The organism is Paracraurococcus ruber (genome assembly GCF_004353985.1).
GTDB classification, from domain to species: Bacteria; Pseudomonadota; Alphaproteobacteria; order Acetobacterales; family Acetobacteraceae; genus Paracraurococcus; species Paracraurococcus ruber.
In genome coordinates, this window is sequence record NZ_SMOA01000003.1 from 46,550 (window position 1) to 69,184 (window position 22,635).

Annotated in this window: 36 protein-coding genes and 1 tRNA gene; 23 read left to right on the top strand and 14 right to left on the bottom strand. The window is 72.3% G+C overall.

The features are described 5' to 3' along the window. Positions 1-70 precede the first annotated feature (70 nt). The 11 genes from E2C05_RS01640 to E2C05_RS01690 all read right to left on the bottom strand — a co-directional run bounded on the left by E2C05_RS01640 (position 71) and on the right by E2C05_RS01690 (position 5,845). Positions 71-421: an HNH endonuclease gene (locus E2C05_RS01640; protein ID WP_158291876.1), complete on the bottom strand. Its 351-nt coding sequence runs from the start codon at positions 419-421 to the stop codon at positions 71-73. Next, positions 418-924 carry a transcription termination/antitermination protein NusG gene (gene nusG / locus E2C05_RS01645; protein ID WP_158291877.1) on the bottom strand — a complete coding sequence of 169 codons (507 nt, stop codon included), beginning with the start codon at positions 922-924 and terminating at the stop codon, positions 418-420. Before nusG ends, E2C05_RS01640 begins: the two co-directional genes overlap by 4 nt. Positions 925-1,095: 171 nt before the next feature. Beyond that, positions 1,096-1,938 (bottom strand): hypothetical protein, encoded by an 843-nt coding sequence (locus E2C05_RS01650; RefSeq protein ID WP_133217858.1) that lies wholly within the window; start codon positions 1,936-1,938, stop codon positions 1,096-1,098. Further along, positions 1,935-2,288 carry a hypothetical protein gene (locus E2C05_RS01655; RefSeq protein ID WP_133217859.1) on the bottom strand — a complete coding sequence of 118 codons (354 nt, stop codon included), beginning with the start codon at positions 2,286-2,288 and terminating at the stop codon, positions 1,935-1,937. Before E2C05_RS01655 ends, E2C05_RS01650 begins: the two co-directional genes overlap by 4 nt. A 25-nt stretch (positions 2,289-2,313) precedes the next feature. Next, entirely contained in the window at positions 2,314-2,565 is a 252-nt protein-coding gene (locus E2C05_RS01660) for a hypothetical protein (protein WP_200305196.1), read from the bottom strand. Continuing rightward, entirely contained in the window at positions 2,558-2,782 is a 225-nt protein-coding gene (locus E2C05_RS01665; RefSeq protein ID WP_133217860.1) for a hypothetical protein, read from the bottom strand. Before E2C05_RS01665 ends, E2C05_RS01660 begins: the two co-directional genes overlap by 8 nt. Next, positions 2,779-4,284 (bottom strand): replicative DNA helicase, encoded by a 1,506-nt coding sequence (locus E2C05_RS01670; RefSeq protein ID WP_158291879.1) that lies wholly within the window; start codon positions 4,282-4,284, stop codon positions 2,779-2,781. Before E2C05_RS01670 ends, E2C05_RS01665 begins: the two co-directional genes overlap by 4 nt. 4 nt (positions 4,285-4,288) lie before the next feature. After that, positions 4,289-4,549, bottom strand: a complete 261-nt coding sequence (locus E2C05_RS01675) for a hypothetical protein (protein ID WP_133217862.1) — start codon at positions 4,547-4,549, stop codon at positions 4,289-4,291. 287 nt (positions 4,550-4,836) lie between these two features. Beyond that, positions 4,837-5,067, bottom strand: coding sequence for a hypothetical protein (locus tag E2C05_RS01680; protein WP_158291880.1), 231 nt, complete (start codon positions 5,065-5,067; stop codon positions 4,837-4,839). A 20-nt stretch (positions 5,068-5,087) separates the two neighbouring features. Continuing rightward, positions 5,088-5,606, bottom strand: a complete 519-nt coding sequence (locus E2C05_RS01685) for a GcrA family cell cycle regulator (RefSeq protein ID WP_133217864.1) — start codon at positions 5,604-5,606, stop codon at positions 5,088-5,090. Continuing rightward, positions 5,603-5,845 (bottom strand): hypothetical protein, encoded by a 243-nt coding sequence (locus E2C05_RS01690; protein WP_133217865.1) that lies wholly within the window; start codon positions 5,843-5,845, stop codon positions 5,603-5,605. The genes E2C05_RS01685 and E2C05_RS01690 overlap by 4 nt, the downstream gene beginning before the upstream one ends. 335 nt (positions 5,846-6,180) lie before the next feature. Here E2C05_RS01690 and E2C05_RS34130 point away from each other — a divergent pair, with 335 nt between their 5' ends. From E2C05_RS34130 to E2C05_RS01695, 3 genes are all read left to right on the top strand, one after another. Beyond that, positions 6,181-6,318 carry a hypothetical protein gene (locus E2C05_RS34130; protein WP_205082675.1) on the top strand — a complete coding sequence of 46 codons (138 nt, stop codon included), beginning with the start codon at positions 6,181-6,183 and terminating at the stop codon, positions 6,316-6,318. Positions 6,319-6,470: 152 nt separating this feature from the next. Continuing rightward, positions 6,471-6,620, top strand: a complete 150-nt coding sequence (locus tag E2C05_RS32730; protein WP_158291881.1) for a hypothetical protein — start codon at positions 6,471-6,473, stop codon at positions 6,618-6,620. Between the two features lie 249 nt (positions 6,621-6,869). Further along, positions 6,870-7,160: a hypothetical protein gene (locus E2C05_RS01695; RefSeq protein WP_133217866.1), complete on the top strand. Its 291-nt coding sequence runs from the start codon at positions 6,870-6,872 to the stop codon at positions 7,158-7,160. 20 nt (positions 7,161-7,180) lie between these two features. On the opposite strand, the gene E2C05_RS01700 is transcribed toward E2C05_RS01695, so the two are convergent. Then, positions 7,181-7,387 carry a helix-turn-helix domain-containing protein gene (locus E2C05_RS01700; RefSeq protein ID WP_133217867.1) on the bottom strand — a complete coding sequence of 69 codons (207 nt, stop codon included), beginning with the start codon at positions 7,385-7,387 and terminating at the stop codon, positions 7,181-7,183. Positions 7,388-7,480: 93 nt separating this feature from the next. Here E2C05_RS01700 and E2C05_RS01705 point away from each other — a divergent pair, with 93 nt between their 5' ends. The 12 genes from E2C05_RS01705 (at position 7,481) to E2C05_RS01760 (ending at position 13,617) form a co-directional block, all read left to right on the top strand. After that, positions 7,481-7,804 (top strand): helix-turn-helix domain-containing protein, encoded by a 324-nt coding sequence (locus E2C05_RS01705; protein WP_133217868.1) that lies wholly within the window; start codon positions 7,481-7,483, stop codon positions 7,802-7,804. Between the two features lie 87 nt (positions 7,805-7,891). Then, positions 7,892-8,287 carry a hypothetical protein gene (locus E2C05_RS01710; RefSeq protein ID WP_133217869.1) on the top strand — a complete coding sequence of 132 codons (396 nt, stop codon included), beginning with the start codon at positions 7,892-7,894 and terminating at the stop codon, positions 8,285-8,287. After that, positions 8,284-8,943 (top strand): hypothetical protein, encoded by a 660-nt coding sequence (locus E2C05_RS01715; protein WP_133217870.1) that lies wholly within the window; start codon positions 8,284-8,286, stop codon positions 8,941-8,943. Before E2C05_RS01710 ends, E2C05_RS01715 begins: the two co-directional genes overlap by 4 nt. Beyond that, the gene (locus E2C05_RS01720; protein ID WP_133217871.1) at positions 8,940-9,233 is read left to right on the top strand and encodes a hypothetical protein; all 294 of its coding nucleotides are present in this window, start codon (positions 8,940-8,942) and stop codon (positions 9,231-9,233) included. The genes E2C05_RS01715 and E2C05_RS01720 overlap by 4 nt, the downstream gene beginning before the upstream one ends. 4 nt (positions 9,234-9,237) lie before the next feature. Then, on the top strand, positions 9,238-10,155 hold the full coding sequence (locus E2C05_RS01725; protein ID WP_133217872.1) for a hypothetical protein: 918 nt from the start codon (positions 9,238-9,240) through the stop codon (positions 10,153-10,155). Then, positions 10,152-10,367, top strand: coding sequence for a hypothetical protein (locus tag E2C05_RS01730; RefSeq protein WP_133217873.1), 216 nt, complete (start codon positions 10,152-10,154; stop codon positions 10,365-10,367). The genes E2C05_RS01725 and E2C05_RS01730 overlap by 4 nt, the downstream gene beginning before the upstream one ends. Continuing rightward, complete coding sequence (locus tag E2C05_RS01735) at positions 10,367-10,726, top strand: hypothetical protein (RefSeq protein WP_133217874.1); 360 nt, start codon at positions 10,367-10,369, stop codon at positions 10,724-10,726. Before E2C05_RS01730 ends, E2C05_RS01735 begins: the two co-directional genes overlap by 1 nt. Next, positions 10,719-11,069, top strand: a complete 351-nt coding sequence (locus tag E2C05_RS01740) for a DUF4326 domain-containing protein (protein WP_133217875.1) — start codon at positions 10,719-10,721, stop codon at positions 11,067-11,069. The genes E2C05_RS01735 and E2C05_RS01740 overlap by 8 nt, the downstream gene beginning before the upstream one ends. A gap of 2 nt (positions 11,070-11,071) precedes the next feature. Beyond that, positions 11,072-11,443, top strand: coding sequence for a DNA-binding protein (locus E2C05_RS01745; RefSeq protein ID WP_240046510.1), 372 nt, complete (start codon positions 11,072-11,074; stop codon positions 11,441-11,443). Further along, positions 11,391-12,605, top strand: coding sequence for a site-specific integrase (locus E2C05_RS01750; protein ID WP_133217876.1), 1,215 nt, complete (start codon positions 11,391-11,393; stop codon positions 12,603-12,605). Before E2C05_RS01745 ends, E2C05_RS01750 begins: the two co-directional genes overlap by 53 nt. A 199-nt stretch (positions 12,606-12,804) precedes the next feature. Then, complete coding sequence (locus E2C05_RS01755) at positions 12,805-13,026, top strand: hypothetical protein (RefSeq protein ID WP_133217877.1); 222 nt, start codon at positions 12,805-12,807, stop codon at positions 13,024-13,026. A 105-nt stretch (positions 13,027-13,131) separates the two neighbouring features. Then, positions 13,132-13,617: a VOC family protein gene (locus tag E2C05_RS01760; RefSeq protein WP_133217878.1), complete on the top strand. Its 486-nt coding sequence runs from the start codon at positions 13,132-13,134 to the stop codon at positions 13,615-13,617. A gap of 758 nt (positions 13,618-14,375) precedes the next feature. Here E2C05_RS01760 and E2C05_RS01765 read toward each other — a convergent pair. Next, positions 14,376-14,452 (bottom strand) — tRNA-Arg (locus tag E2C05_RS01765). A gap of 140 nt (positions 14,453-14,592) precedes the next feature. Here E2C05_RS01765 and E2C05_RS01770 point away from each other — a divergent pair. Then, the gene (locus tag E2C05_RS01770; protein ID WP_158291883.1) at positions 14,593-15,102 is read left to right on the top strand and encodes a ferritin-like domain-containing protein; all 510 of its coding nucleotides are present in this window, start codon (positions 14,593-14,595) and stop codon (positions 15,100-15,102) included. Between the two features lie 72 nt (positions 15,103-15,174). On the opposite strand, the gene pip is transcribed toward E2C05_RS01770, so the two are convergent. After that, the gene (pip, locus tag E2C05_RS01775; protein ID WP_133217880.1) at positions 15,175-16,122 is read right to left on the bottom strand and encodes a prolyl aminopeptidase; all 948 of its coding nucleotides are present in this window, start codon (positions 16,120-16,122) and stop codon (positions 15,175-15,177) included. Between the two features lie 157 nt (positions 16,123-16,279). On the opposite strand from pip, the gene E2C05_RS01780 reads away from it, so the two are divergent. The 7 genes from E2C05_RS01780 to E2C05_RS01810 all read left to right on the top strand — a co-directional run bounded on the left by E2C05_RS01780 (position 16,280) and on the right by E2C05_RS01810 (position 22,486). Continuing rightward, the gene (locus E2C05_RS01780; protein ID WP_133217881.1) at positions 16,280-17,035 is read left to right on the top strand and encodes a hypothetical protein; all 756 of its coding nucleotides are present in this window, start codon (positions 16,280-16,282) and stop codon (positions 17,033-17,035) included. Between the two features lie 153 nt (positions 17,036-17,188). Then, positions 17,189-18,097: a metal ABC transporter solute-binding protein, Zn/Mn family gene (locus E2C05_RS01785; RefSeq protein WP_133217882.1), complete on the top strand. Its 909-nt coding sequence runs from the start codon at positions 17,189-17,191 to the stop codon at positions 18,095-18,097. Positions 18,098-18,160: 63 nt separating this feature from the next. Continuing rightward, positions 18,161-18,916: a deoxyribonuclease V gene (nfi, locus tag E2C05_RS01790; protein ID WP_133217883.1), complete on the top strand. Its 756-nt coding sequence runs from the start codon at positions 18,161-18,163 to the stop codon at positions 18,914-18,916. 129 nt (positions 18,917-19,045) lie between these two features. Continuing rightward, positions 19,046-19,414, top strand: coding sequence for a DUF423 domain-containing protein (locus E2C05_RS01795; RefSeq protein WP_133217884.1), 369 nt, complete (start codon positions 19,046-19,048; stop codon positions 19,412-19,414). Then, on the top strand, positions 19,414-20,334 hold the full coding sequence (locus E2C05_RS01800) for an SAM-dependent methyltransferase (RefSeq protein ID WP_133217885.1): 921 nt from the start codon (positions 19,414-19,416) through the stop codon (positions 20,332-20,334). Before E2C05_RS01795 ends, E2C05_RS01800 begins: the two co-directional genes overlap by 1 nt. Positions 20,335-21,048: 714 nt before the next feature. After that, entirely contained in the window at positions 21,049-22,140 is a 1,092-nt protein-coding gene (locus E2C05_RS01805; protein WP_158291884.1) for an enolase C-terminal domain-like protein, read from the top strand. A gap of 142 nt (positions 22,141-22,282) precedes the next feature. Further along, positions 22,283-22,486, top strand: a complete 204-nt coding sequence (locus E2C05_RS01810) for a hypothetical protein (RefSeq protein ID WP_133217887.1) — start codon at positions 22,283-22,285, stop codon at positions 22,484-22,486. Positions 22,487-22,635 lie beyond the last annotated feature (149 nt).

Genomic DNA, 22,635 nt, shown 5'->3' on the forward strand with positions numbered 1-22,635 from the left:
AACCTGCGGATGGGTTTGGGTGCGGTCCTGAAGCCTTCGCGGCCCAGACTTTCGACCACCCCCCTGCCAGTCACTCGTAAGCCCCGGCCGCCTGCCGAGCCGTCCGCGCCATGTGGCAGGGCTGACACAGCGGCCGCAGGTTGCTCCGGTCCAGCCGCAGTGGGTCGTCCAGGCCCTGGAAGCTGCGGATGTGGTCCAGGTCCGTAGCTGCAGTGACCCTGCCCTTGGCCTGGCAGAAGCGGCAGAGCGGTTCGTCTGCAAGCACCTGCTCCCGCACCCTTCGCCAGTCCTGCCCATAGCCGCGGGCGGTGGAACTGCTGCGGTCGGTGCGGGCGAAGCCTGTTCCCACCGTGACGGCCGAAGCGGTGCGGCTGGCCAGCCTGCCCAGACGAGCGGGGATGGCCGACAGACGGCGGGTCATGCCAGGCGGCACCACTTCGCAGGCAGTTCCACCTCGCCCGGCCCGGCCCGAAGGAACGCGAGGGCGCGCACGCCACCACCCACGACATCCAGGCAGATACCCACGCATCCACGCCATGGCCCAGCGACGATCCGGAAAGGCTGGCCGATCTCCGGCATGCCACCAGCACACACGGCCATCATGTCCAGGCCTCGGACCGGAAGGCCCTGGATCAGCCGCATGTGCGCCGGGTCCATGGGATGCGGCGCCTCAGGCGACGAGCCGAAGATGCGCCGCACGCCGCGGGTGTAGCAGATGCGGCGCCAGGCGCCCTTCACCGCGTCGAACCGGACGAACAGGTATTGCCCAAACAGCGGGGTCACCAGCACGCCGCTACCGAGGACACGACAGCCCAGCGGCATCAGCACCTCGAAGCCCAGCTGCACCAGCCGGGCCCGCACTTCACGCTGCTGGTTCGGGTAGGCCTCGACGCAGTACCAGCGAGGTTCGGATAGCTTGCGCACTCCAGGTGCTTTCGGCACCTGAGGCGACGCGGAGCCCTCAGGCCCGGCGGCGGGTCCGCACTCTGCCGCGACGCTTGCAGAGTTGGTGTGCCCGCACGCGTTCGTTACCCGCATGTCTCGGACCAGGTCAAGGCGTTTCGCTAGCGCGTTCATGCGGCGATGCTCCCGGCGTCAGGCGGCGAAGGCTTCGGGCTTCGGGAAGCGCAGCGGATCACCGCCGCGGTCGCAGTGTTCCGCGAAGGCCGCAGCCCAGCGGGCCTGCGGCGTGTCGGCGGCGGCTGCCGGCGCGAATCGCTGCCCTTCCCGCACCGCCCGCTCCACCTCCTGGGTGAAGTATCGAAGCGTGCTGGGCACGCCCCTCGCCCGGGTCATGACGTCGGCGACCGTGGCGCGTACCAGCCCCGGCGTCGCGCCGGCCTGCAGCCAGCCCTGGACCTCCCGCGCCGACCAGGCGGAGCGGGCGGGATCCATGCCGGCCATCTCCGCCACCTCCCTCGCCAATGCCAGGGCGGGTTCCACGCGCGCGGTAGGGGACGGAGAGGAAGAGGATGATGATTGTCCATCATCATCATGATCAGGAGTTTCCGCGCCGGGTTTCGCCGGGTTTCCGGCGCCGCCCGGCAGCGGCAGCACCATGCTGCCCTGCGAACGCCGCAGCCGGGCCTGCTCGGGCGTCTCGCCCCGCCGCGGCCGCCCGCCGCGCGCCCCATTCGCCCTGCTGCTGGCGACCGCCGGCGCCACATCCGCCAGCAGCGGCACGGCCAGGCCATCGCCCTCCCGCACCAGCAGCCCTTCTGCGATCAGGGTTTCCAGCTGGGTTTCGATCTCGGTTTCCGGCGCGGCAACCAGCAGCGAAACCCGGGCGGAACCCGAGAATGGCAGAACCCCGCCGGTCGCCAGCGCGGCCTCGGCGATCAGCAGCCAGAGCGCTCGCGCGGCCAGCGGCAGGGTGCGCAGCCGCGGATCGGCGCCGAGCGCGGCGAGCAGGCGGGCGCAGGTGCAGCGGCGGCTCATGCGGGATCTCCGGCGGCGGTAGAGGAGGCGGCGGGCTGGGATGGCAGCAGCCGCGACAGCAGGGCCTTGATGCCCCGCCGGGTCGGCGCTTGGCCGGAGGCCTCCGCGACGGCATCGAACACCGCCTCGATATGGCTGGCGCAGGCCTTGGCGCCGGCGGCGGCGCGATTCAGGTCGCTCCGATCGCCGCCACTGGCGGCGTCGGCGCGGTTGTAGATTTCCTCCACCACATCCAGGCAGGTGGCCTCGGCCACCTGGAGGCCGCGAAGGAATGCCTGCATCTCGCGGTCGGAGGCCTTGAAGGCCTTGGCGCGCACCAGCGCGTTGTCCAGGCGCGGCCGCGCCGGCATGGCCGGCACGGGCCAGGGGCGACGGTCAGCCATTGCCGGCGCCCGCCTGCCCGCCGAGCGGCACGTAGCGCACAACCTCCACCCGCCGCAGGCCGAGCGCGGCGAGCAGCGACGGGCCAGGGAAGCGACGGCCGCAATCGGCATCCGAGACGAGCTGCGGCGACACGCCGGCCTGCCGCGCGAAGGCGCTGGGCCCGCCGGCCTCCCGGATGCGTTTACGCAGCAATGCGTAAACCTCGACGGGCCGCAGCCCGTCCGTGGTTTGCGGATCAGCCATAGAAGCCGCTCCCAAAGACATACCTGCCATGGCCGAAGCAGATCACCCATCGCCCGACGGCCACCCAGCACCAATGGCCGAAGTAGGCATCGGGGCCGCCCGCGTTTGGCCATTCCCACGCCGCCAGACGCAGCACGCGAATCGGCAGGAGCCGGGATCGCAGGTCGGGCCACTCCATCTCGCGTAACGGCGCCATGGTCGTCTTCGAATCGCTCAACCCGCCCCTCCCGCCGCCGGCAGGGCGCCGTCGGCATCGCTTTCGTCCAGGTAGAAGGTCTGTTCCGCCAGCCAGCGCAGCCGCACCGGCCCGACGCGGCCCTGGCGCTGCTTGGCGATGATCAGCTCACCCTTGCCCTCTTCGGCTTCCAGTTGCCGCTGCCATTCGCCGAGGGCGGCGAAGTATTGCTCCTCCGACTTGTGGGAGGCGCGGCGGGGGCGGCCGTTCTGAAGATAGTAGTGTTCCCGGTGCAGGAACCAGACCATGTCGGCGTCCTGCTCAATGTCGCCGGAATCGCGCAGGTCGCTGAGCTGCGGCCGCTTGTTCTCCCGCCCCTCATTCGCGCGGTTCAGCTGCGCAGCCGCAACCACCGGCACCTGCAATTCCATGGCGATGGCCTTCAGGCCGCGGCTGATCTCCGACATCTCGGCATAGCGGCTCTGGCGCTGGGCATCGGCGCCGCCGCGCAGCAGGCCGAGATAGTCGACGCAGACCAGGTCCAGCCCGTGCCGGCGCTTGTGCCGCCGCAGGCGCTGCCGCAACACCGCCACCGGCAGGGCCGGCTGGTCATCCCAGGCGATCGGCAGGGCGCCGACGCGGAGCGCCTGCTGCCGCAGCCGGTAGGTTTCCTCGTCTTCCGTCCGCAGCGGCCGCAGGCTCTCGCCTTCCGGCATGGCGCCGCGCGTCACCGCTTCCAGCGGCAGGTCTGCGGCGGCCGCCACCAGCCGCGCCATGACGGCGGAGGCGAGCATCTCGCCGCCCCAGAAATAGACCCGGGCGCCGGCCGCCGCGGCTCGCGCCGCGATGCCGGCCAGCAGCGCCGTCTTGCCCATGGCCGGCCGCGCGCCGAGGATCACCATCTGGCCGCCGCGCAGCCCGCCCGTCATGCGGTCCAGGCCGCGATAGCCGGTGGTGATACCGGCCAGGCCGCCGCGGCGAGCGATGGCGCCGAACATCTCCTCGATCACCTGGGTGGCGACGTCGCCGCCCGCCGACGCCTCCCGCCCCTGCCGCTTGTCCGCCAGCGCGGTCAACGATTCCTCGAGGCCGTCCAGCACCTCCGGCGCGGTAATCTCGCCGCCCTCGCCCAGAGCCTGGGAGATGGCGGAATCGCAGGCCCGCGCCAGCTGCCGCCGCAGCCAGGCATCATGCACCAGCCGGGCATAGGCCGGCACGTTGCGGACGCTGACATTGTGCACCAGCAGCTCGGCCAGATAGGCGACGCCGCCGGCCGGGGAGAGGGTGCCCGCTGCCTCGAACTCCGGCCGCAGGGTGATGACGTCGGCGGTCTGCCCGGCCTCCACTCGCCGTTGGATCGCGGCATAGATCGCGGCGTGCACGGGATCGGCGAAGTGGTCCGCCGCCAGGAACTCCGCGACCCCGTCCAGAGCCTTGTTGTTCACCATCAGGCCGCCGAGCAGCGATTGCTCCGCCTGCAGGTTCGCCGGCATGGCACGCATGGCGATGCTGACTGGCGCCTGGCCGGGGCGGTAGCCGTCCATCGCCCTAGACCCGGACCGCGACGTATTCGGTCGCGCCCCAAACCCGGCGGCGCAGCAGGCGCAGCGTGCCGGTATCGGCCAAGGCCTGCGCTTCGGCCGCATTGGCCAGCATCAGGGCTTCCAGCGGCAGCAGGGCGTTCCACACCGCCAGGCGCTGCAGCGTGGCGGCGTCGCCGCGCAGGTAGACGACATGGTCACCGGCGGCAGCCGCCGCGGCCCAGCCGGCGATCGCCACGCGCAGCAGCGGCGGCAGCGGCCAGGGCATGTACGTCTCTGCCCCGGAAAAAGCCGCCGCCGAGGCCGGCGAACTGACCCCGGCGGCGCAGTCTAGGGAGGAAACGTCCAAGGACGCCGGAGAAACGGCCGGCGCACCGTCCCGGGCACCTGCGCGCCCGAGCTGCTGTGCCCCTTGCGGGGCGAAGAGGGAGGCGGCCGGCCCCGAGGAGGAAGGCCGGCCGCCTGAGGTGCCGCCCGCGTTGCGCGGGCCGGGCGACACCCCACGCCGCGCGGGGGCAGGGGCCGCGCGACGTGTCTGGGAGAAGAGCGAGTCCATCAGGCGTGCCCCGCCGGCGCCTGGCCGGCCAGATGCGTCACCACCTCGGCGCACATGCCGCCTTCGATCATCTCGGCGACGCATTCCGTCACCGCATCGGCGCCGATGACACCGCCGCGCACGGGGACGGTCATGCAGCCGCCAAGGGTCCAGGCGAGGGCGCGCACCACCTCCATCGGCGGGTGCTGGCGCATCAGCGGTGCCAGGGCCTTGCCGACCGCGCGCAACACGGCGGGATCCGGCGCGCCGCTCATGCCGCGCGGGCCCGCCAGAACGGATACGCCAGGTCGCAACAGGCCGCGCAGTAGGGGCGGCCTTCTACCCGCGGCGCGTCGCAGAAGGGCGGCGGCATCGGCACCGGGCCGTCCTTCTTCGCGTCCTTCCAGTTGCCCCACAGCGGCCAGCGGCAGCCGCCCTTCATGACGCCCACGGTCGGCGCGGTGCGCGGCAGCGCGGGCGGCAGGGCGACATGCGGGCCGACCGGCCGCTTCGGCGCCGCCGCCGTCACAGCCGAGGCAGCCGCAGATCGTGTCGGCTTGAGCGGCTTCGGCGCCGGCGCCGCCTTCGGCTGGGTGCCCCAGCGCGCGGCGTAGAGCTGCCGCGCCCGTACCGGGTCGCAGAGCAGCGGCACGCCGTAGCGGTAGCAGGCGCCGGCCACCGCGTTCTTCGTCAGGCCCTGCCCGATGGTCCGGGCGATCTCCGCCGCGCTCTTCTTCTCTGCCGCCAGCGCCTGCAGTTGCGGCAGCAGCTCAGACCAGGCGCGCCTCATGCCCGACCCTCCCCGCCATTCAGCAGGCGAATCCCGGCGCGCCGAGCCTGCTCCGCCTCGGCGCGCAGCCGCGCGGCCTCCCGCTGGGCGGCCGCGATCTCCGCTTCGGCGCGGCGCCCGGCTTCGGTGGCCGCGGCCATATCTTCAAGCCGCGCGCCGGCGCGGGCTTCCAGCAGCTTCGCCTGCGCCAGCAATTCCGCTTCGCGCGCCCGCGCCTCTTGCGCCGTCGGACGATCCATCCCCCAACTCCCTGGCAATCTGCTCGCTGCGGGCCTCCAATCGGGCCAGCTCTGCGGCGAGCACATGACGACGGGCTGAAATGACCTGGTTCCACTCGCGCGCGGACACGGACCGGGCGCGGCCATGCCAAAACCCGAAGGCCCTGGCGTAATCGAGGCCCAGGCGGCGGGCGGCGCGGCCGATTGCGGCCTTCACCGTGTCGCCGGCTGGGCAGGGCTCGGCGGCTTGCCGGACCCATTCGCGCATCTGCGCCAGCTCCGCCTCGCACGAATCGTGCGAGGCCTGACAAGGGATTTGCGACATCTCAACCACGATTACCTCCATACTGCGGGGCATGGATGGACCCCGGCAGCAGCAGGAAGAGGAGGAGAGCGAGGCCCGCGGTGGATGCCAGTCCGCCGCGGGCCTTTTGCTGATGATGGCCGCGCTGGCGCTGGCGCTGGTCGCGATGGCGCTGCTTTTGGGGCCCTGAGATGACGGCCGGCGCGTCAGGCGGCATCGGCTCCGCCGTTCAGCACGTCAGGGTTGAGAATATGGGCAAGAAAAAGCCTGGGCCGGGACCGTTGAAGCTCCGCCCAGGACTGGACGACCATGGCCAGCGTTACACTACAGATGGGAGATGCAATGGACCCGGCCGAGAAGCTGATGCGCGCTCTGCAAGAGACACGGGCGTCCCTGGCGGCGCTGAATGCGACGGTGGCCGTGCTGGGCGCGAACGTCGCCGAACTGAAGGAGGCGATCAAGAAGCAGACTCCCGTGCCACCCGCGACGTAATCGAAAGGCACTGCGCCCGCAGCTCGCGTGCCACCTGCCGCACCGGATCGGGGGCGCGTGGCAGCAGCGCCTGCCGGTACCAATCCGGCAGCGCCGCGCGCTTGCGCAGCTCTACCCGGCGCGCCTCCCACGACGGTCGTATGGTCCGGTGCATCAGGCGGCGGCCTCAGGGGCCGGCACATGACCGTTGCGATTACGCACCGGCCCCAGCACCATGGATGTCCCCCGACAAACCATGGAGGATTCCGAATGTCGCCCGCGATCCGCGCAGCCATTGCCTGGCTGCCCGAAGAGGACTTCGCCACCTTCCGTGCCGCACAGGTCGATGCCGACCGTCTGCCGGCGACCTGGGACCAGTGGCGGCAACGCTTCGAGCGCCAGTTGAAGCAGCAAGGAATCAGCCTCGAAACCTGCATCCGCGTGCATGTGCAACTCGACGACCTGCGCGCATTCTGCGCTGCACGCGGTCTGGTGATGGACAGCCGCGGCCGAAGCGCCTTCGCAGCCTTCAAAGCCGCCAGCGGACAAGGGCTGCAGTAGAACCGTGATGCTGCATGCCATCAGGCGGCGGCCTCGGCTGGGGGGTCGTACAGGTCGGGCCGAAGCTCGTGCGGATGCAGACCGGTGATGGCCGCTAGCGGGCGCACGCGGTCTGCCGGCACTCGCCGCTCGGCCCACCGCAGGACGGTGGAATGGGCAACACCAAGCCGCCGGGCCACCGCCACGGACGTCACCTTCGGCTGCGCGAGATACTCGGCGAGGGTCATGGCCCGAATGTGCAGTGACTGGACACATTCCGCAAGGCGTTTTGTGCAGTGACTGCGAAGGTCGCCCCGGGCGCGCTGTGCAACGATCGTCGCATGATCCGCAAGCATCCGACACGCCCGTTCCTGCGGGCATGGCGCAAGCGCCTAGGAAAAACTGCCGAATGGCTTGCGAACGAAATCGGAACGGTCCATTCTACGGTTCTGCGCTACGAGGCCGGGACGACTGGGGTGGACGATGCTACCTTCGAGGCCATAGCAAAGGCGTATGGCATCTCGATTGCCGAGCTGTCTGCGCACCCAAATGACGCCGAAAAAGCGCGCGCTATGGATAGAATCCTACGGGCAATCCGCGACATGGATGAGGAAGGCCTTTCGGTCATCGCAGGCTTTGCGGAGCGGATGAAACCGCGCAACTAGCCATTGTGCATTGACTGCGCAAATTGCGCTTGCCCAATATGTCCAGTCACTGCACATTCCACCCCCGTCAACCCACGGGGGAGCGACATGCCCAGCCTTTCCACCACGCCGCAGCCCGGGGGCATCTTCGCCACCGAAGGCGCGGCATTGCCCGCGGTCGGCGCCAACGCCGACCTGCCGGACTTCATCCTGCCACGCGCCCTCGGCTTCAGCGCGCCGGCCGCCGCCGAGATCTCCAGCGCTGACGACGACGAAGACGCCCGCAACCGCCTGGTGATGACCGTCCTCGGCCAGGCCATCGTCGCGCTGCGGGGCGCCGCCGCGGCCATGCGCTCGCTTTGGGGCGACATCTCGGACGGCATGCTGGCCGACGCGCTGGCGCTGCGCTTCGCCGACCTAGTCGAGTGCCAGGCCGATGCCGACCGGGACGCGAAGGCGCTGGCCATCGCCGCCGCCGCGCAGCGGGAGCTGGGCGGCGCATGACCCCCGACATCGGCATCCCACCCATCCCCGGCGGCGCCGTGGCGCTGACCCCGCCGCCGCCCGTGCTGGCGGCCTTCCGCAGCCTGGTCGGCCTCGCGCCCGGCTTCCGCCTGGAAGCTGCCCGCGCCCAGGCCGCCGGCCACTTGGCCGAGAGCCTGGTGCAGCTGGCCGACACGCTGGACAGCATGGCCCGCGCCCTGGCCGCGCCGGACGGGCCGGATTACCCGGCGGTGGCAGAGGCCGCGCAGGCGCTGGCCGAGGCCCGCCGCGCCCGCTTGGCCGGCCCGCCGCCGCAGCCGCGGCCGCACCCTTTCGCCCGGGAAGGCGCCCAGGTCTTCCCGCTGCAGAAGCCGGTGACCCGGCAGGAGCTCCTGGCGCATCTCGAATGCACCCGCAGCAATGCCGAGGCGCGGGCCATCTGGGGTAGCCTCTGCCGCATGGGCTTCGACGCGCCCGGCCAGCCGGCGCTGACCGCCGCCGCGCTGGCGCGGCTGCTGCACAGCCAGGGCCATGGGTCGCAGGATCTGCAGCAGGCCTCGCACGCCGTGGACCGCGCGGCGGGCGAATGGACCGCCGCCGCCGCCCTGCTGCGCAGCGCGGCGCGGGAGATCGCGGCGCTGTCCACGCGCGACGCGTCGCGGGGTGGCCAGGCATGACCGCCCCCGCCTTGCGGCCCGACGCCGCCGCATGCAGCCGCGATGTGCTGGCCCTGGCCGATCGGCTGGACGCCGCCGCCACCCGCGCCATCGGCAATGCCCAGGCGCTTCCCTTCGGGTCGGACTGGCTGCTGCTGCTGGCCGACCAGGCGCAGGTCGCGGCCGATGCCCTCGCCACGGTGATGGCTGAGGCCGAGAGCGACGCCTTCGGCCGCTTCGCGGACCGGCTGCGGCAGAAAGCGCCCGCCTTCGCCTGCGCCCCGCGCCTGCCCTTCACGGCGGAGGGCTGACGCGATGGCCTGGGAAAAGCTGGAATTCCGCGCCTCGGCCATGGCCAGCACCGGCGCGCCGCGGGTGACCGTCGCCTATCGGCAGCAGTCGAAGAGCGGCGGGAAGCACCTGACCGCGAACATCAACCGCCAGCTCGCCGCAGCACTCGGCTGGAAGGAGCGGGAGCGGGTGGAACTGGCCGTCGACCGGGCCACCGGCCGCATCCGGGCGGAGCGGGCGCAGGCCGGCCGCGCGCTGCACGGCAGCTCGGCCAAGGGGCTGGCCTTCACCGCCCCGCTGCCCTGGCTGGCCGACATGCCGAGCCGGCTGGCCGAGCAAGTGACGCATGAGATCGAGGCGCCCGGCGTCCTGATCATCACCCTGCCGGACTGGGCGCGCCCTGCCTCGCCCGCGACTGGTGCACGCCCCCTTGCACCAGTTGCCGCGCCGCCGCCCGCCCCGGTCGCCGCGGCGCCGGCGCCGGCGCCAGCACCCGGCGGCCGCGGCATGCTGACGTCCGAGCAGGAGGCGCTCTTCCGCCGCCTCTGGCCGGATAGGACCAGATCCGCGTCGGACGTGCTGCGGGCCATCAATGGCCTGCCGGGGCAGCGCTTCGCCGCCAGCACAAGCCTGTACAGCCTGGCGCAGCGCCTGGGCCTGCCGACGCAGCGGACGGAGACCGACGAAGGCCAACCCGCGCCGCCCCCAGCGCCTGCGCAAGCGGCGCCGGCCTCGGCGGCCAAGGCGCCGACGCTGTCCCCCAGCAGCGGCGCGGTCATCACCGTGGCCGGCCAGGAAGCCAGGATCCGGGAGGAGGTGCGGGAGTGCCGCGCGGCCGGCATGGGCGCCCGGGCGATCAAGGAGGAGCTGGGCATCGGCCTGGACGACGTGCATCGCCACCTGGCCGCGATCGCGGCCCAGGAGAAGGGCGTCGCGGCATGAGTGACCCCATCACCGATGCCCTGCGGGCGGCCCATCGCGCCGGCGGCATCGCGGAAGCCGAGGAGTGCGCAAGCCTGATGATCCCGCGCGCCATCGCCGCCTTCCTGCGCGCGCTACCCCGGGTGGTCATCATCAACGGGGGCGGGCTCATCACCGCGCCCGACACGCTGGCCGCCGAGGTCGACCGGGTCACCCGGAGGACGCGCGCATGATGTCGCATGCCCCGCCCCGCGCGGCGCTGGACGCAGAGCGCACCGCCCTGACCTGGCTGCCGCCCGAGATCCGCGCCGAACACGCCCTGGCGGTCGCCCTGCGCCATACCGGCGACGGCGAGAACACCGAAGCGGCCGGCGAGGCCGACGCCGAGCGCGCCGGCCGGATGCACCACGCCCTGCGCGTGCTGGGCTTCACGTTGCGGCCGGAGGAGCCGGACCCGCAGCAGCCCATGACGGCCGGCGGCCTGGCGCAGCTGGCTGGCCTGGTGCTGGCCAGCCTCGCGCTGCTGGGCTTCGCCGCCTACGGCGCGGCCACCGCGCTGCTGGCGCTGCTGGTGGGAGGTGGCCATGGCTGACCTGCCGCAGCGCATCCAGCGCCGTCGCACGTCCGGCTGGACTCTGCCCGAGGGCGCGATCTGCGTGGACCGCAGCACGCCCTGGGGCAACCCCTTCGTGGTCAGCGAGGATGGCACCGCGGCCGATTGCGTGGCGCTGTACCGCCGACTGTTGGGAGGCCTGGTCTGCCTGACCACCCACGCCACGCCGGCGCGGCAGGAAGCGACCCTGCGGCACGTCCAGCGCCACCTGCCGGAGCTACGTGGCCGCACGCTGGCCTGTTGGTGCCGCCCCGGGCAGCCCTGCCACGCCGATGTGCTGATCGAGCTCGCCAATGCCCCGCTGGCCTGCGAGGCGGGCTGACAATGCCAGACGGCAGCCTCGCGTCCCGCACCCGCCGGCCATCCAGCCTACCGCTTAGCCTGGCGCCACGGTTCCTGCGGCGCGACCAGGCGGCTGAATATGTCGGTGTCTCGCCGGACGTTTTCACCTGGGAGGTCGCGCAAGGCTGGTGGCCGCCGCCGGTCCGCCGTGGCGCCAAGGGTGGCCTGGACACCTGGGATCGCCTCGCCCTGGACGATCGTGCCGACATAGTATCGGGCCGGCGGGAGGCGCTGCCGGAGTCTGCGGCCGAGGCCGCGCAGCAGGCCGCCGCCGAAGCCGCCGCGATCGAGGGAGCCAAGCGTGCCGCGACCCAAAGGCCCGGGCCTAAACCCCGTCCGCCGCAAGCGCGCTGACGGCACCGCCACCTTCGACTGGTACCACCGCCCGACCGGCCGCCTGATCGGCCGGGAGCGCGACGGCATGCCGCGCGAGAGGGCGCTGGCGATCGCCGCCGAGATGGACGAGGACATGCGCGCGCCGTCCGGCCCGCCCTCCGGCAGCTTCGGCGAGCTCTGCGCCCTCTACCTGGCCAGCCCGAAATTCAAACGGCGCGCGCCCCGGACTCAGCAGGAATACCGCGACCATATCGAGATCCTGCGCAGTGCCTGGGAGGGCGTGCCCGTGGCCGGGATCACCCGGAAGGCGGTTGCCGTGCTGCACGCCGGGTATGCCGCCACGCCTTGGCGCGGCAACGCCATCCTGCGGACCCTGCGCCTGGTGCTGAACTTCGGCATCCATGACCTCGAGCTGCCCGGGCTGGTGCGGAACCCGGCCGCGCATTTCGACCTGCACGAAACCAGCCCGCGCAGCCAGGTCTGGGACCAGGCGCGGATCGACGCCTTCCTGGATGCGGCCACGGCCGTGGCGCCCCGGATGCGGAAGGCACTGGCTTTGCTGCTCTACACCGCCCAGCGGCCCGGCGATGTGCTGACCATGGCGCGACCGATGATGTGGCAGGACGGGGAGGGGAGGACCTGGATCCGCTTACGCCAGGCGAAGACCGGCGAGGCCGTGGATGTGCCCTGCCACGCCCGGCTGGGGGCGGAGCTGGCGGCGCCGGAGCCGCCGGCGAAGCCCGGCGCGCAGCCGAGCACGCTGCTGCTGCCCAGCCCGCGCGGCCTGCCCTGGCGCATGAGGAACTTCGCCCGGATGTGGGATCGGGTGGTGGCGCGGGCGAACCTTCGCCTTGCCCGCCAGGCGCTGCGGGCCCGGGGTGGCCTGCCGCTGGCGCGGGTGGAGGAGGCGCGGGAGGCGGCGAAAGCGGCGGTGCGAGCGGCGCTGATCAGCGACCTGCAGCGCCGAGACCTACGGCGGACCGGCGTGGTGCAGCTCGCTCTGGCCGGCGCGACCATCCCGCAGATTGCCGCGCTGACGGGCTGGAAGATCGACCATGCCCAGCGGATCGTTGAGACCTATCTGCCGCGGCGCGGCGAGGTAGCGCTGGGTGGGGTGGAACGCTGGGAGGCGGCGCCGGCGCCGAAAGTGGTGCCGCTGGCCGGGCGGAAGCGGCGGTGAAGGCGTTCGCTCTGGCGCTGTCCCGCTTGCGGTGGATCAAATGCCTGCACCCAACGCTCCATGTAATCTTCGCGTCTTGGCCTACAGGAGCCATGCTGACATGCATCTATCTTGGCGACGGTAACTTTCAACCCGAAGTATAATATCAGAGCAGGCAAGTGATTTAGGCCAGATAGGTTCAGGTCGCTGGGGGATTGGCATGCAGATCGGCTGGACTCAGACACGACACACCAGTGTCGCGCTTATCTCAGCGTCGGTTGCTGGATTTGGCCTGTTGCTTATGGCCAGCACCACTGCGGCGACCTGGATATGGCAGATCAAGCGGCCGGATGGCTCATTGTTTCAAGGGGCCGAGCCGAGCCGCGAGAAAGCCATGACAACCGTGGAGACCGTCTTGCTGCGACTGCTCGACCGCACCTGAAGCGTAGAACTAGTGGCCAAAATCTTACGCTTGGTACCCATCGCGCCATAGCCGCTCTCGACCCAAAAGCAGACGCCCGGCTCGTTTGCCGGTAGAACGGCCCGCATGATGGGACACGCAAACATCCAAGTGCAACGCGCAGACCATGTCGGCTTTGCGGTTGCGTCTCTCGATGAGAGCCTTCGGTTCTGGGTTGATGGGCTCGGCGCGCGGCTCGTGCGGACGGGTGGGATGGGGGGCGAGTTCCTCGGCCAGGTGACGGGGGCACATGGGGCACGGGTGCGCTTGGCGATAGTGTCGTTGGCGGATCAGACGATCGAACTCTTGGAATATCAGGGCCTGGACCGGCCGAGCGCGCCGGCCAAACCGTTCGACCCGGGCTTCGCGCATCTCGCTCTCGTGGTCGACGATATCGACGCGCTCCTCGCGCGGATCGCTGCCTATGGTTGGATGGCACAGGGCACACCCCAGCCAATCGCGAGCGGCGCGCGGGCCGGAACGCGGGTGATCTACGCCGTTGGTCCTGACGGCGCAACGATCGAGTTCATGCAGCCGCCTCTGGTGACGGTGACCACTGATCCCACCAGTTGAGGGGCCGCTTTCCGCCCAAGTCCGACCTACTGCGCGGGTACCAAGCGTCAGGTTTTATCCACTAGGACGGAGTGGTAAGAGGCGTTGCCCGCACCGACGGTGGTGCCGCTGGCCGAGCGGAGGCGGCGGTGATGTTTATGCCTCCTCTCACAAGTGCAAACCGCATCACAATTCAGTCTTGACTTGCCCGATTCGTCAACATCCGGAGTCGGCAAATTAAGGCCCAAGAAACCAACGCCCCACCGCAAATTATCGCCTTCTGCGCGATAATCCGGAGAGTTTCTTGACTCCGGGGTAGTATTCACCCCAATTGGATGTCGGTGCCGTCACTGCACTCCTCTCCTGCCCGGTCCGCCCGCAGCGCCTTCTGGCCGCGGGGCGCATGGGGCGTCTCGGAGCGGCGAGCTCGTCCTCGCCAGATGGAGTGGAGGTTGCCATGTCCCGATGGGACGACAGGGCCGTGTTCGTTCGCGAATACGACCGGGTCCGGTACGGCCGCCAGGAGCGTGTGCGCGCTCACTGGCGGTCGTGGCCGATGCAGTTGAAACTGACGTTCTAGCAGAGCGGTCAGAGTAGAGCGGTGACGGCACCGCCCTCTCGGGTTCTCCCATCAATCGCCAAAAGCGTCAACGACCTTGGAGATCCTCCCGTACACGGCGGGAGACGCTGAGGCGCACCAGGACACTGCCGGGTTCTGCAACGCCTGTTGCAAAACACCCGGATGCAGCAACGGGCGCGGTCCGTAAGTGCTTGAAGATTGGTGTCCCCGGCGGGATTCGAACCCACGGCCCCCAGATTAGGAATCTGGTGCTCTATCCTGCTGAGCTACGGAGACGCTCACTCGTAGCTAGCATGCCCGGCGGCGCAGATGAAGCGCCCCGCCCCGCTCCCGCCTGCCCCGGTGCGGCGCCGCAAGCAACCCCCGCCCCCAGGCCTCCGTTCCGGAACAGCGACCCAACGAGGAGGCTTCACCCCATGGCTTCGTCCATCAAGGACATCTACATCACCGGTCTCGTCAACGCCCATGCGCTCGAGGAACAGGCAATCTCGCTGCTCTCCCGCCAAGCGGAGCGGATCGAGTCCTATCCCGAGATGCTGCAGCAGATCCGGCTGCACATCGAGGAATCCCGCCGCCAGGCAACGCGGCTCGAGGAGATTCTCGCCTCCCTCGGCACCAGCCATTCCACACTGAAGGACCTTGCCACCAAGCTCACCGGCACGCTGGCGGCGCTGGCGCATGTGCCGATGCAGGACGAGGTGATGAAGAACACCTTTGCCAACTTCGCCTTCGAGCATTTCGAGATCGCCTCCTACCGCTCCCTGCTCACGATGGCAGAGTTGGCCGGCGACAACTCCGGCCCGAAGCTGCTGCAGGAAAGCCTGAACGAGGAGATCCGGATGGCGAAGTGGATCGAGGACAATCTCGATGCCACCACCCGCACATACATGCAGCGGACCGCCAGCGGCCAGAAAGCCGGCATCTGATCCGCCTGATGCGCTGACAAGATGCCGGCGCCGTGCCGGCTTGCCGGCCGATGCCGGCACCGGCCTGGGGGATCAGCGGCGGCGGAAGCGTTCCACCGCGCCCACCAGCGCGGTGCGCACGCCGGGTTCCAGCGCGGAATGCCCGGCATCCGGCACCACGGTCAGCCGCGCACGCGGCCAGGCGGCAACCAAGTCGAAGGCGGTCTCGGCCGGGCAGACCATGTCGTAGCGGCCCTGCACCACCTCGGCCGGGATGTGGGCGATGCGGTGCATATGCGCGAGCAGCCCGCCCTCCGGCAGGAAGAGGTCATGCGCGAAGTAATGCGCCTCGATCCGCGCGAGCCCCAGCGCGGTGCGATCCTGCGCGAAGCTCGCCACCGTGTCCGGGCTGGGGAGCAGGGTCGAGCAGGACCCCTCATACTGGCTCCAGGCCCGCGCCGCCGGCAGGTGGATCATCGGGTCGGGGTCGCAGAGCCGCCGCAGATAGGATCCGAGGATGTCGCCCCGCTCCTCCGGCGGCAGATGCTCGACGAAGGCCGACCAGGCATCGGGAAAGATGCGCCGGAGGCCCGTGAGAAACCATTCCACTTCCTCATGCCGGCCGAGAAAGACGCCGCGCAGCACGCAGCCCGTGACCCGGTCCGGATGCGCCTGGGCATAGGCAAGGGCGAGGGTGGAGCCCCAGGACCCGCCGAAGAGCAGCCACTTGTCGATGCCGAGCGATCGCCGCAGCGCCTCGATATCCGAGACGAGGTGAGGCGTGGTGTTGTCCCGCAACTCGCCCAGCGGGCGGGACCGCCCGGCGCCCCGCTGGTCGAAGATCACCACGCGCCAATGGCCGGGGTCGAAGAAACGGCGATGCACCGCGCCAGCGCCGGCGCCGGGCCCGCCATGCAGGAACAGGACCGGCTGGCCGCGGGGGTTGCCCACCTGCTCCCAGTACATCACGTGCCCGCCCGACAGGGGCAGCAATCCGGTCTCGTAGGGGGCAATGTCGGGGAACAGGTCGCCGCGCGGCATGGGCCGCACTATCGCCACGCGGCGCGGCGCGGGCAACAGCGGCTTCGGCGGAAAGATGCGCGGCGGGCCGCCCGGCCCGACCCGCCGCGGCGATTCCTGCCCCGCCGCGGCGCTGCCCCCTTCGCCTTTCGCGCTGGCATGCCTACCTTCCCCCGCAATGCCGGTCCCGTCCCCCGCCCCGCCCCGACCCCAAGCGGCCGATCCCCTGCCGCGCTGCGGCGTCTGCGGCACGGGCAGCCGGCAACCGCCGTTCCGTCCCAGCCCGCCGGAACAGGCGCCCGACCTCGACCTGCGGCCGGGGGAGCCGGTGCGGTCCACCATGTCGCGCTGGCTGCAGCAATGCCCGTCCTGCGGCTATGCCGCGCCGAACATCACGAAGGCGCATCCCGCCGCGGCGCAGGCGGTGGCGGCGGCGCCCTTCCGGGCCCTGCTGGCGGAAGCCGGCTACCCGCCCCTGGCCCGCCGCTTCCTGGTCTGGGCCCATGTGCTGGAGGAGACGGGGGCGCTGCACGCGGCGGCCGAGGCGACGCTGCAGGCGGCCTGGGTAGCGGACGACCTGGGCAAGGACGACCTGGCGCGGATGTGGCGGCTGGACGCGGTGGCGCTATGGCGGGGGGGCCCGCCGCTGGACCCGGAGCAGACGGTGCGCGTCATCGATGCCCTGCGACGGGCCGAAGCCTGGGCGGATGCCTCCGCCACGGGGGAGGCGCTGGGCCTCGCCGACCCGCCAGAGGCGGTGGCGCAGGTACTGAGCCTGGAATTGCGGTTGATCGCGGCCCGCGATGCCGGGCGGCACACCGTGGCCAGCGCCCTTCCGCCGCCGGCGCGGCGGCCGCATGTCACACACCAGAAGCTGGCGGGCCGCGGCGAAGGCTTCGTGGCGAAGTTGAAGCGCTGGCTCGGTCGCGGCTGAAGGCCGCGGCGCTGCCGCTGGGCCGGCTACCAGGGGCGGATCGACCAGCCAGGGCCGGGCCGGGGCATCGCCGTGGGCCTGCGGCAGCGCGGCGGGGCATCAGCCGGCACGACCCTGGTTGGCTCAGTGTAAGTTATGTTATAACATAGCAAAATGCCCTGCCATTCGCGCCGCACGCTCCTGCCGCTGCTCCTCGCCGGCCTGCCGGCGCCCGCCCTGCATGCCCAGGCGCGGCCGGTGGTCGTCGCATCCTTCTCGATCCTCGGGGACCTGGTCCGGCAGGTCGCCGGCGATGCGGTCGCGTTGCGCGTCCTGGCGGGGCCGGAAACGGATGCGCATGTCTTCCAGCCCCGCCCGTCGGAGGCCGAGGCCATCCGGGGCGCCGCCCTCGTGGTGCGCAACGGCCTAGGCTTCGAGCCCTGGCTGGACCGCCTGTTGCGCAGCACCGGCTTCGCCGGTCCGGTGACCACGGCGACGGACGGCATCCAGCCACTGCGGGCGGCGCCGATGCCGGGGCACAGCCACGGCGCCGACGCGCCGGACCCGCATGCCTGGCAGGATGTGCGGCTGGCGCAGTCCTATGCCCGGCGGATCGCCGCAGGGCTGGCCGGTGCCGCGCCCCAGGCCGGTGCCGCGGTGCGGGCGGGGGCGGAGGCCTGCCTCGACCGCCTTGGCGCCCTGGATGCCTGGGTGCGCGGCCAGTTCGCCAGCGTGCCGGAAGGCCGCCGCGTCCTGGTCACCAGCCACGACGCCTTCGGCTATTTCGCCGCCGCCTACGGGGTGCGGGTGCTGGCGCCGCAGGGCATGGGCGGGCAGGCGCAGCCCTCCGCGCAGCAGGTGGCGGCGTTGATCCGCCGCATCCGGGAGGATCGGATCACCGCCGTCTTCCTGGAAGGCCCCGGCAGCCAGGCGGTGATGGAGCGGCTGGCGCGCGATGCCGGCGTGGTGCCGCGCGGGCGGCTCTATGCGGACACCCTCTCCCTGCCCGATGGCCCGGCGCCGGGCTACGAGGCGATGGTGCGGCACAATGTCGGGCTGATGGTGCCGGCGATGCTGGGATGACGCCCCCGCGCCGGAACCCGCCCCCGCCGGGCGGGGTTGCAGTGGCCGGGAGCGGGACGGGGCATGGACCAGGACGTCGCGGCGCTGATCGCCCCCGGCATCCGGCCGGACTGGCTGGAACCGCCCGACCTGGCCGTGGCGCGGGAAGCGCAGATCGCCCTCGCCGCCCGGGTGGTGCGGGAGGATGCGCATCCGCCGGTGCGCCTGCTGGCCGGCGTGGACATCAGCAGCCAGCGCTTCGACCCGGAAGGCCGGATCTGGGCTTCCGTCGTCGTGCTGGACTGGCCGGGCCTGGCGGTGGTGGCGCGGGCCTCCGCCATGGCGCGTGCCACCATCCCCTACATTCCCGGCTATCTCGGCTTCCGGGAGGTGCCGGCGCTACTCGCCGCCTGGGCGCGGCTGGCGGTGAAGCCGGACCTGGTGCTGGTGGACGGGCACGGCATCGCGCATCCCCGCGGCTTCGGGATCGCCACCCATCTGGGCGTGGTGCTGGACCTGCCGACCATCGGCGTCGCCAAATCGCCGCTGGTCGGCCGGCCGGAAGCGCCGCTGGGGGAGGAACCGGGCGCGGCGCAGCCCCTGCTGTGGAAGGGGCGGCGCCTGGGCACCGTCCTGCGGACGAAGCGGCGGTCGAACCCGCTGTACCTCTCCACCGGGCACCGGGTCTCGGAGGCCGGGGCGGTGCGATGGGTGCGGGATTGCCTGCGCGGCTACCGCCTGCCGGAACCGACGCGGCAGGCGCATTTGGCGGCGAACGAGGTCCGCCGGGCGGCGCTGGCCGGCAGCCTTCCCGCGCCGCCCGCCGGGCCGGCAGGCTGAGCGACGGCGCGCCCGGCGCCACGGGACCCGGCTCGCGCCCCGAGGTTCCGGTCCGGCGTTACGGCGGGCGTCCAGCGGCGCCGGTCCGGGTCTTCGCGCGCCCACGCGATCTGCGCTAATCCGGGCGCCATGCATCGTCTCTGGCTTCTTCTTGGCGCGCTGTGCGGGCTCGGCGCCGTCGCCCTCTCGGCCTGGGCGGCGCATGCCGCGCCGGCCCGGCTGGATGCGCGGGCGCTGCTGGCGCTCGACAACGGCATCCGCCTGCAGGGCTGGCACGCGCTGGCGCTGGTCGGCGCCGCACTCTGGGCCGAACGCCGGGGCGGCCTGCTGCCGCATCTCGCCGCCGCCGGCTTCGCGCTCGGCCTGCTGCTGTTCTGCGGCGGGGTCTATGCCAGCGCGCTGGCCGGCCTCTCGCTCGGGCCCGTCGCACCCATCGGCGGCATCACGCTGATGGCGGCCTGGGGCATGCTCGCCGCCTCCGCCGTCGTCCCGCGGTGATGCCGGCGCGGATCGGCGCCGCCTACCTGGCCGCCGAGGGCTTCGAGCGCGACCTGGAGGAGGAATTGCGCCGCGCCGGCCGCCCACCCGCGACCTGGCATGGCCGCCTGGCGCTGTCGGAGGCGCCGCCCGCCGCCATGGCCTGGGCGTTGGAGACCTGGACCGACCCGCGCGATCTCCCCGCCCCATCGGTGAAGGCCGCCGCCGACGCGCTGCGCGGCATTCAGCGCAACTGGGCGCTCTACGCCGCCGGGCACCACCGCCGTGCCGCGCTGATCGAGGCGCGGCTGCCGCCGGTGAAGGCCCGCCCCCTGACCTTCCCGGTACCGGCGCCCAGCGCCCATCTGGGCGCCTGGACCCTGCTGGCGCCGGACCGGATGCTGGCCAGCCCCACCAAGACCAGCCCCTTCGTCAATGGCGAAGTGCGGTTCGTGGAGGACAGGGAAGGTCCGCCCAGCCGCGCCTACCTGAAGCTGTGGGAGGCGCTGACCCGCGCCGGCCGCTGGCCGCAGCCTGGCGAGACCTGCCTCGACCTCGGCGCCTCCCCCGGGGGCTGGACCTGGGCGCTGGCCAAGCTCGGCGCGCAGGTGACGGCGGTGGACAAGGCGCCGCTCGACCCCGGCATCGCCGCCATGCCCGGCGTGACGATGCGGCAGGAAAGCGCCTTCGGCCTCGACCCGCGCGACCATCCGCCGGTGGACTGGCTGTTCAGCGACATCATTTGCTACCCGGCGCGGCTTCTGGCGCTGGTGCGGCGCTGGCTGGAGGCGGGGCGGGCGCGGCATGTCTGCTGCACCATCAAGTTCCAGGGCGAGACGGACCATGCCGTCACCGCGGAATTCGCCGCCATCCCGGGCGCGGTGGTGTTCCACGGCGCCCATAACAAGCATGAGGCGATGTTCGTCCGCCTGGGCGACTGATGCCGGCGCGCCGCATGCGGCGCGCCGTCGCTTCCCCGCCGGCCGGTCGCCCCTGCCCAGCTCGCGGGTTCAGCATGTGCCTCGGCACAGGGCCACAATCCGCCGCCGCCCAGTCGGGGCTTCCGGCGCGCGCGAGCTTCCGATGACGCGACATCCGCCGCCTCGTTTCGGCCGGCAGGTTCATCGTGTTGGGCGCGCGGCCGCCACACCAAAGCGCGCCAGGATGCCGGGCAGCCAGCGCACCGCGTAGTCGTCGGGGGAGCCCGAGGCGGACATGCCCCGCCACCTCCGGCTGGCGGAAGCTCGCCACGATCTCGCCCTCCGCGCCGTGCCGAGGTGAGCGGGGACCGCATAGCGGGGTCAGCCGGTCGCCGGGGGCCGGGCCGGGCCGGACGCTTCGGCAGCGCCTCAATCTGTCGCTTCGCCTGACGGTCCCGGGCGCTGACCGGCGCCTGCCCGGCCGGCGCGACGCACCCCGGCGGGGCATCGCCCGGGTCCCGGTCCGGCTGCAGCCCGGCGCCGGTGCCGTCCGGGCCGGGAATGCCGTGCGGCTTGGAGGGTGGCGCCGGCCAGGTGCCCGGCGGGGTTGGTCCTGCGGAGCGACCCGGCCATGGCAGCCAGCTTCAGGGATCGGGGGAGGCGCCGCCGTGCCCGGTGGCCCGGCGGTTGCCGCCGCCCCGCCCCACCGCCACCATCGCGGCGGAGGGACCGCCCATGCTGCCGAGGCTGACGATCCAGGAGGTGGCGGTGCGCGCCGTGGACGCGCCGCTGGACCCGCCGCTGCGCAACAGCCTGAACGTGATCCCGCGCGCGCCGCTGGTGATCGCCGAGGTCCGGACGCGGGAAGGCGTGACCGGCAATGCCTATGTCTTCCCCTACACGCCCGTGGCGCTGGGGGCGACGGCGGCGCTGGTGCGCAACATCGGCGCCGGGCTTGCGGGACGACCGCTGGCGCCGACGACGCTCTGGTCCGAGCTGCACAACGGCTTCCGCATCCTGGGGACGGAGGGGCTGGTGCAGATCGCCCTCTCCTGCCTCGACATGGCGATGTGGGATGCGCTGGGGCGGGCGAGTGGCCAACCGCTCTGCCGGCTGCTGGGGGCGGAGCCGCGGCCGCTGCCCATCTATGCATCCCTGCGGGGCTGGGGCGCCGCCATGCTGGCGGAGGAGGCGGGCCAGGCCGTCGCCGCGCTCGGCGCCCGGACGGTGAAGTTCAAGCTCGGCCAGGCGCGGCTGGAGGACGACCTGGACACCGTGCGCGCGGTACGGGACGCGGTCGGGCAACCCGTGGACATCCTGGTGGACTACAACCAGGGCCTGACCCGGCCGGAGGCGGAAAGGCGCGGCCTGGCGCTGCAGGACCTCGATGTCCGCTGGCTGGAGGAACCGCTGCCGGTCGACGACGATGCCGGCCTGGCCGCGCTGCGCGGGGCGCTGCGCATCCCGGTCCAGGGCGGGGAGAATTGGTGGGGCCCGAAGGGCATGGCCCGGGCGCTGGCGGCCGGGGCGGTGGATCTCTGCATGCCGGATGCGATGAAGATCGGCGGCGTCACCGGCTGGCTGCAGGCGGCGGCGATCGCGGCGGCGCAGCGGGTGCCCATGTCGTCCCACATCTTCGTCGAAGCCAGCGCGCAATTGCTGCCAACCACGCCGACGGCGCATCTGCTGGAGCACCTGGACGTCGCCGGCCCGCTGCTGCGGGAGCCGCTGCAGGTGCGCGACGGGATGGCGCTGGTGCCGGAGCGGCCGGGCCTGGGGCTGGACTGGGACGCGGCGGCGCTGGCGCGGTGGGCGGCGGATGTCTGATACCCTGATGCGACGCGGGTCCTGCGTCTTCGGCATGCGGACGGATCAGGATCCCTCGGCATCCGGGCCTGCCGCGCCGGATCGCACGCAGGCCGGCGCGAGGGTCCCGGGCAGCGATGCCGGCGCGCCGGGCAGCGCCGCGATGCCGCTCCGCAAGCCGCGTGGCTGGCGCTGCCGCGCGGCACCGATCCTGGCGCTGCTCCTGCTCGGCGGCTGCACCGGGGAGGTGGTCGGCCTGCGCCTTCCCGGCGGCCCGACCCGCGGCAGCATGACCCATGACGAGGCGATGGGCGCCCGCAGCGGCCTCACCAGCGTGGATCGCCTGCCGCCGGCGGAGCGCCGCTGAGCCGCCCTGGACCGCTCCGCCGCGGCCGTTACCATGCCGGCCGATCGGGGCCGATCGCTCCGGGCCGCAAGGGGCCCGGAGCGTGAATCCGCCCCGCAACCAACCACCGGGGGCGGCCCGCGCGTTCCAGCGAACGCATGAGGCGCTCC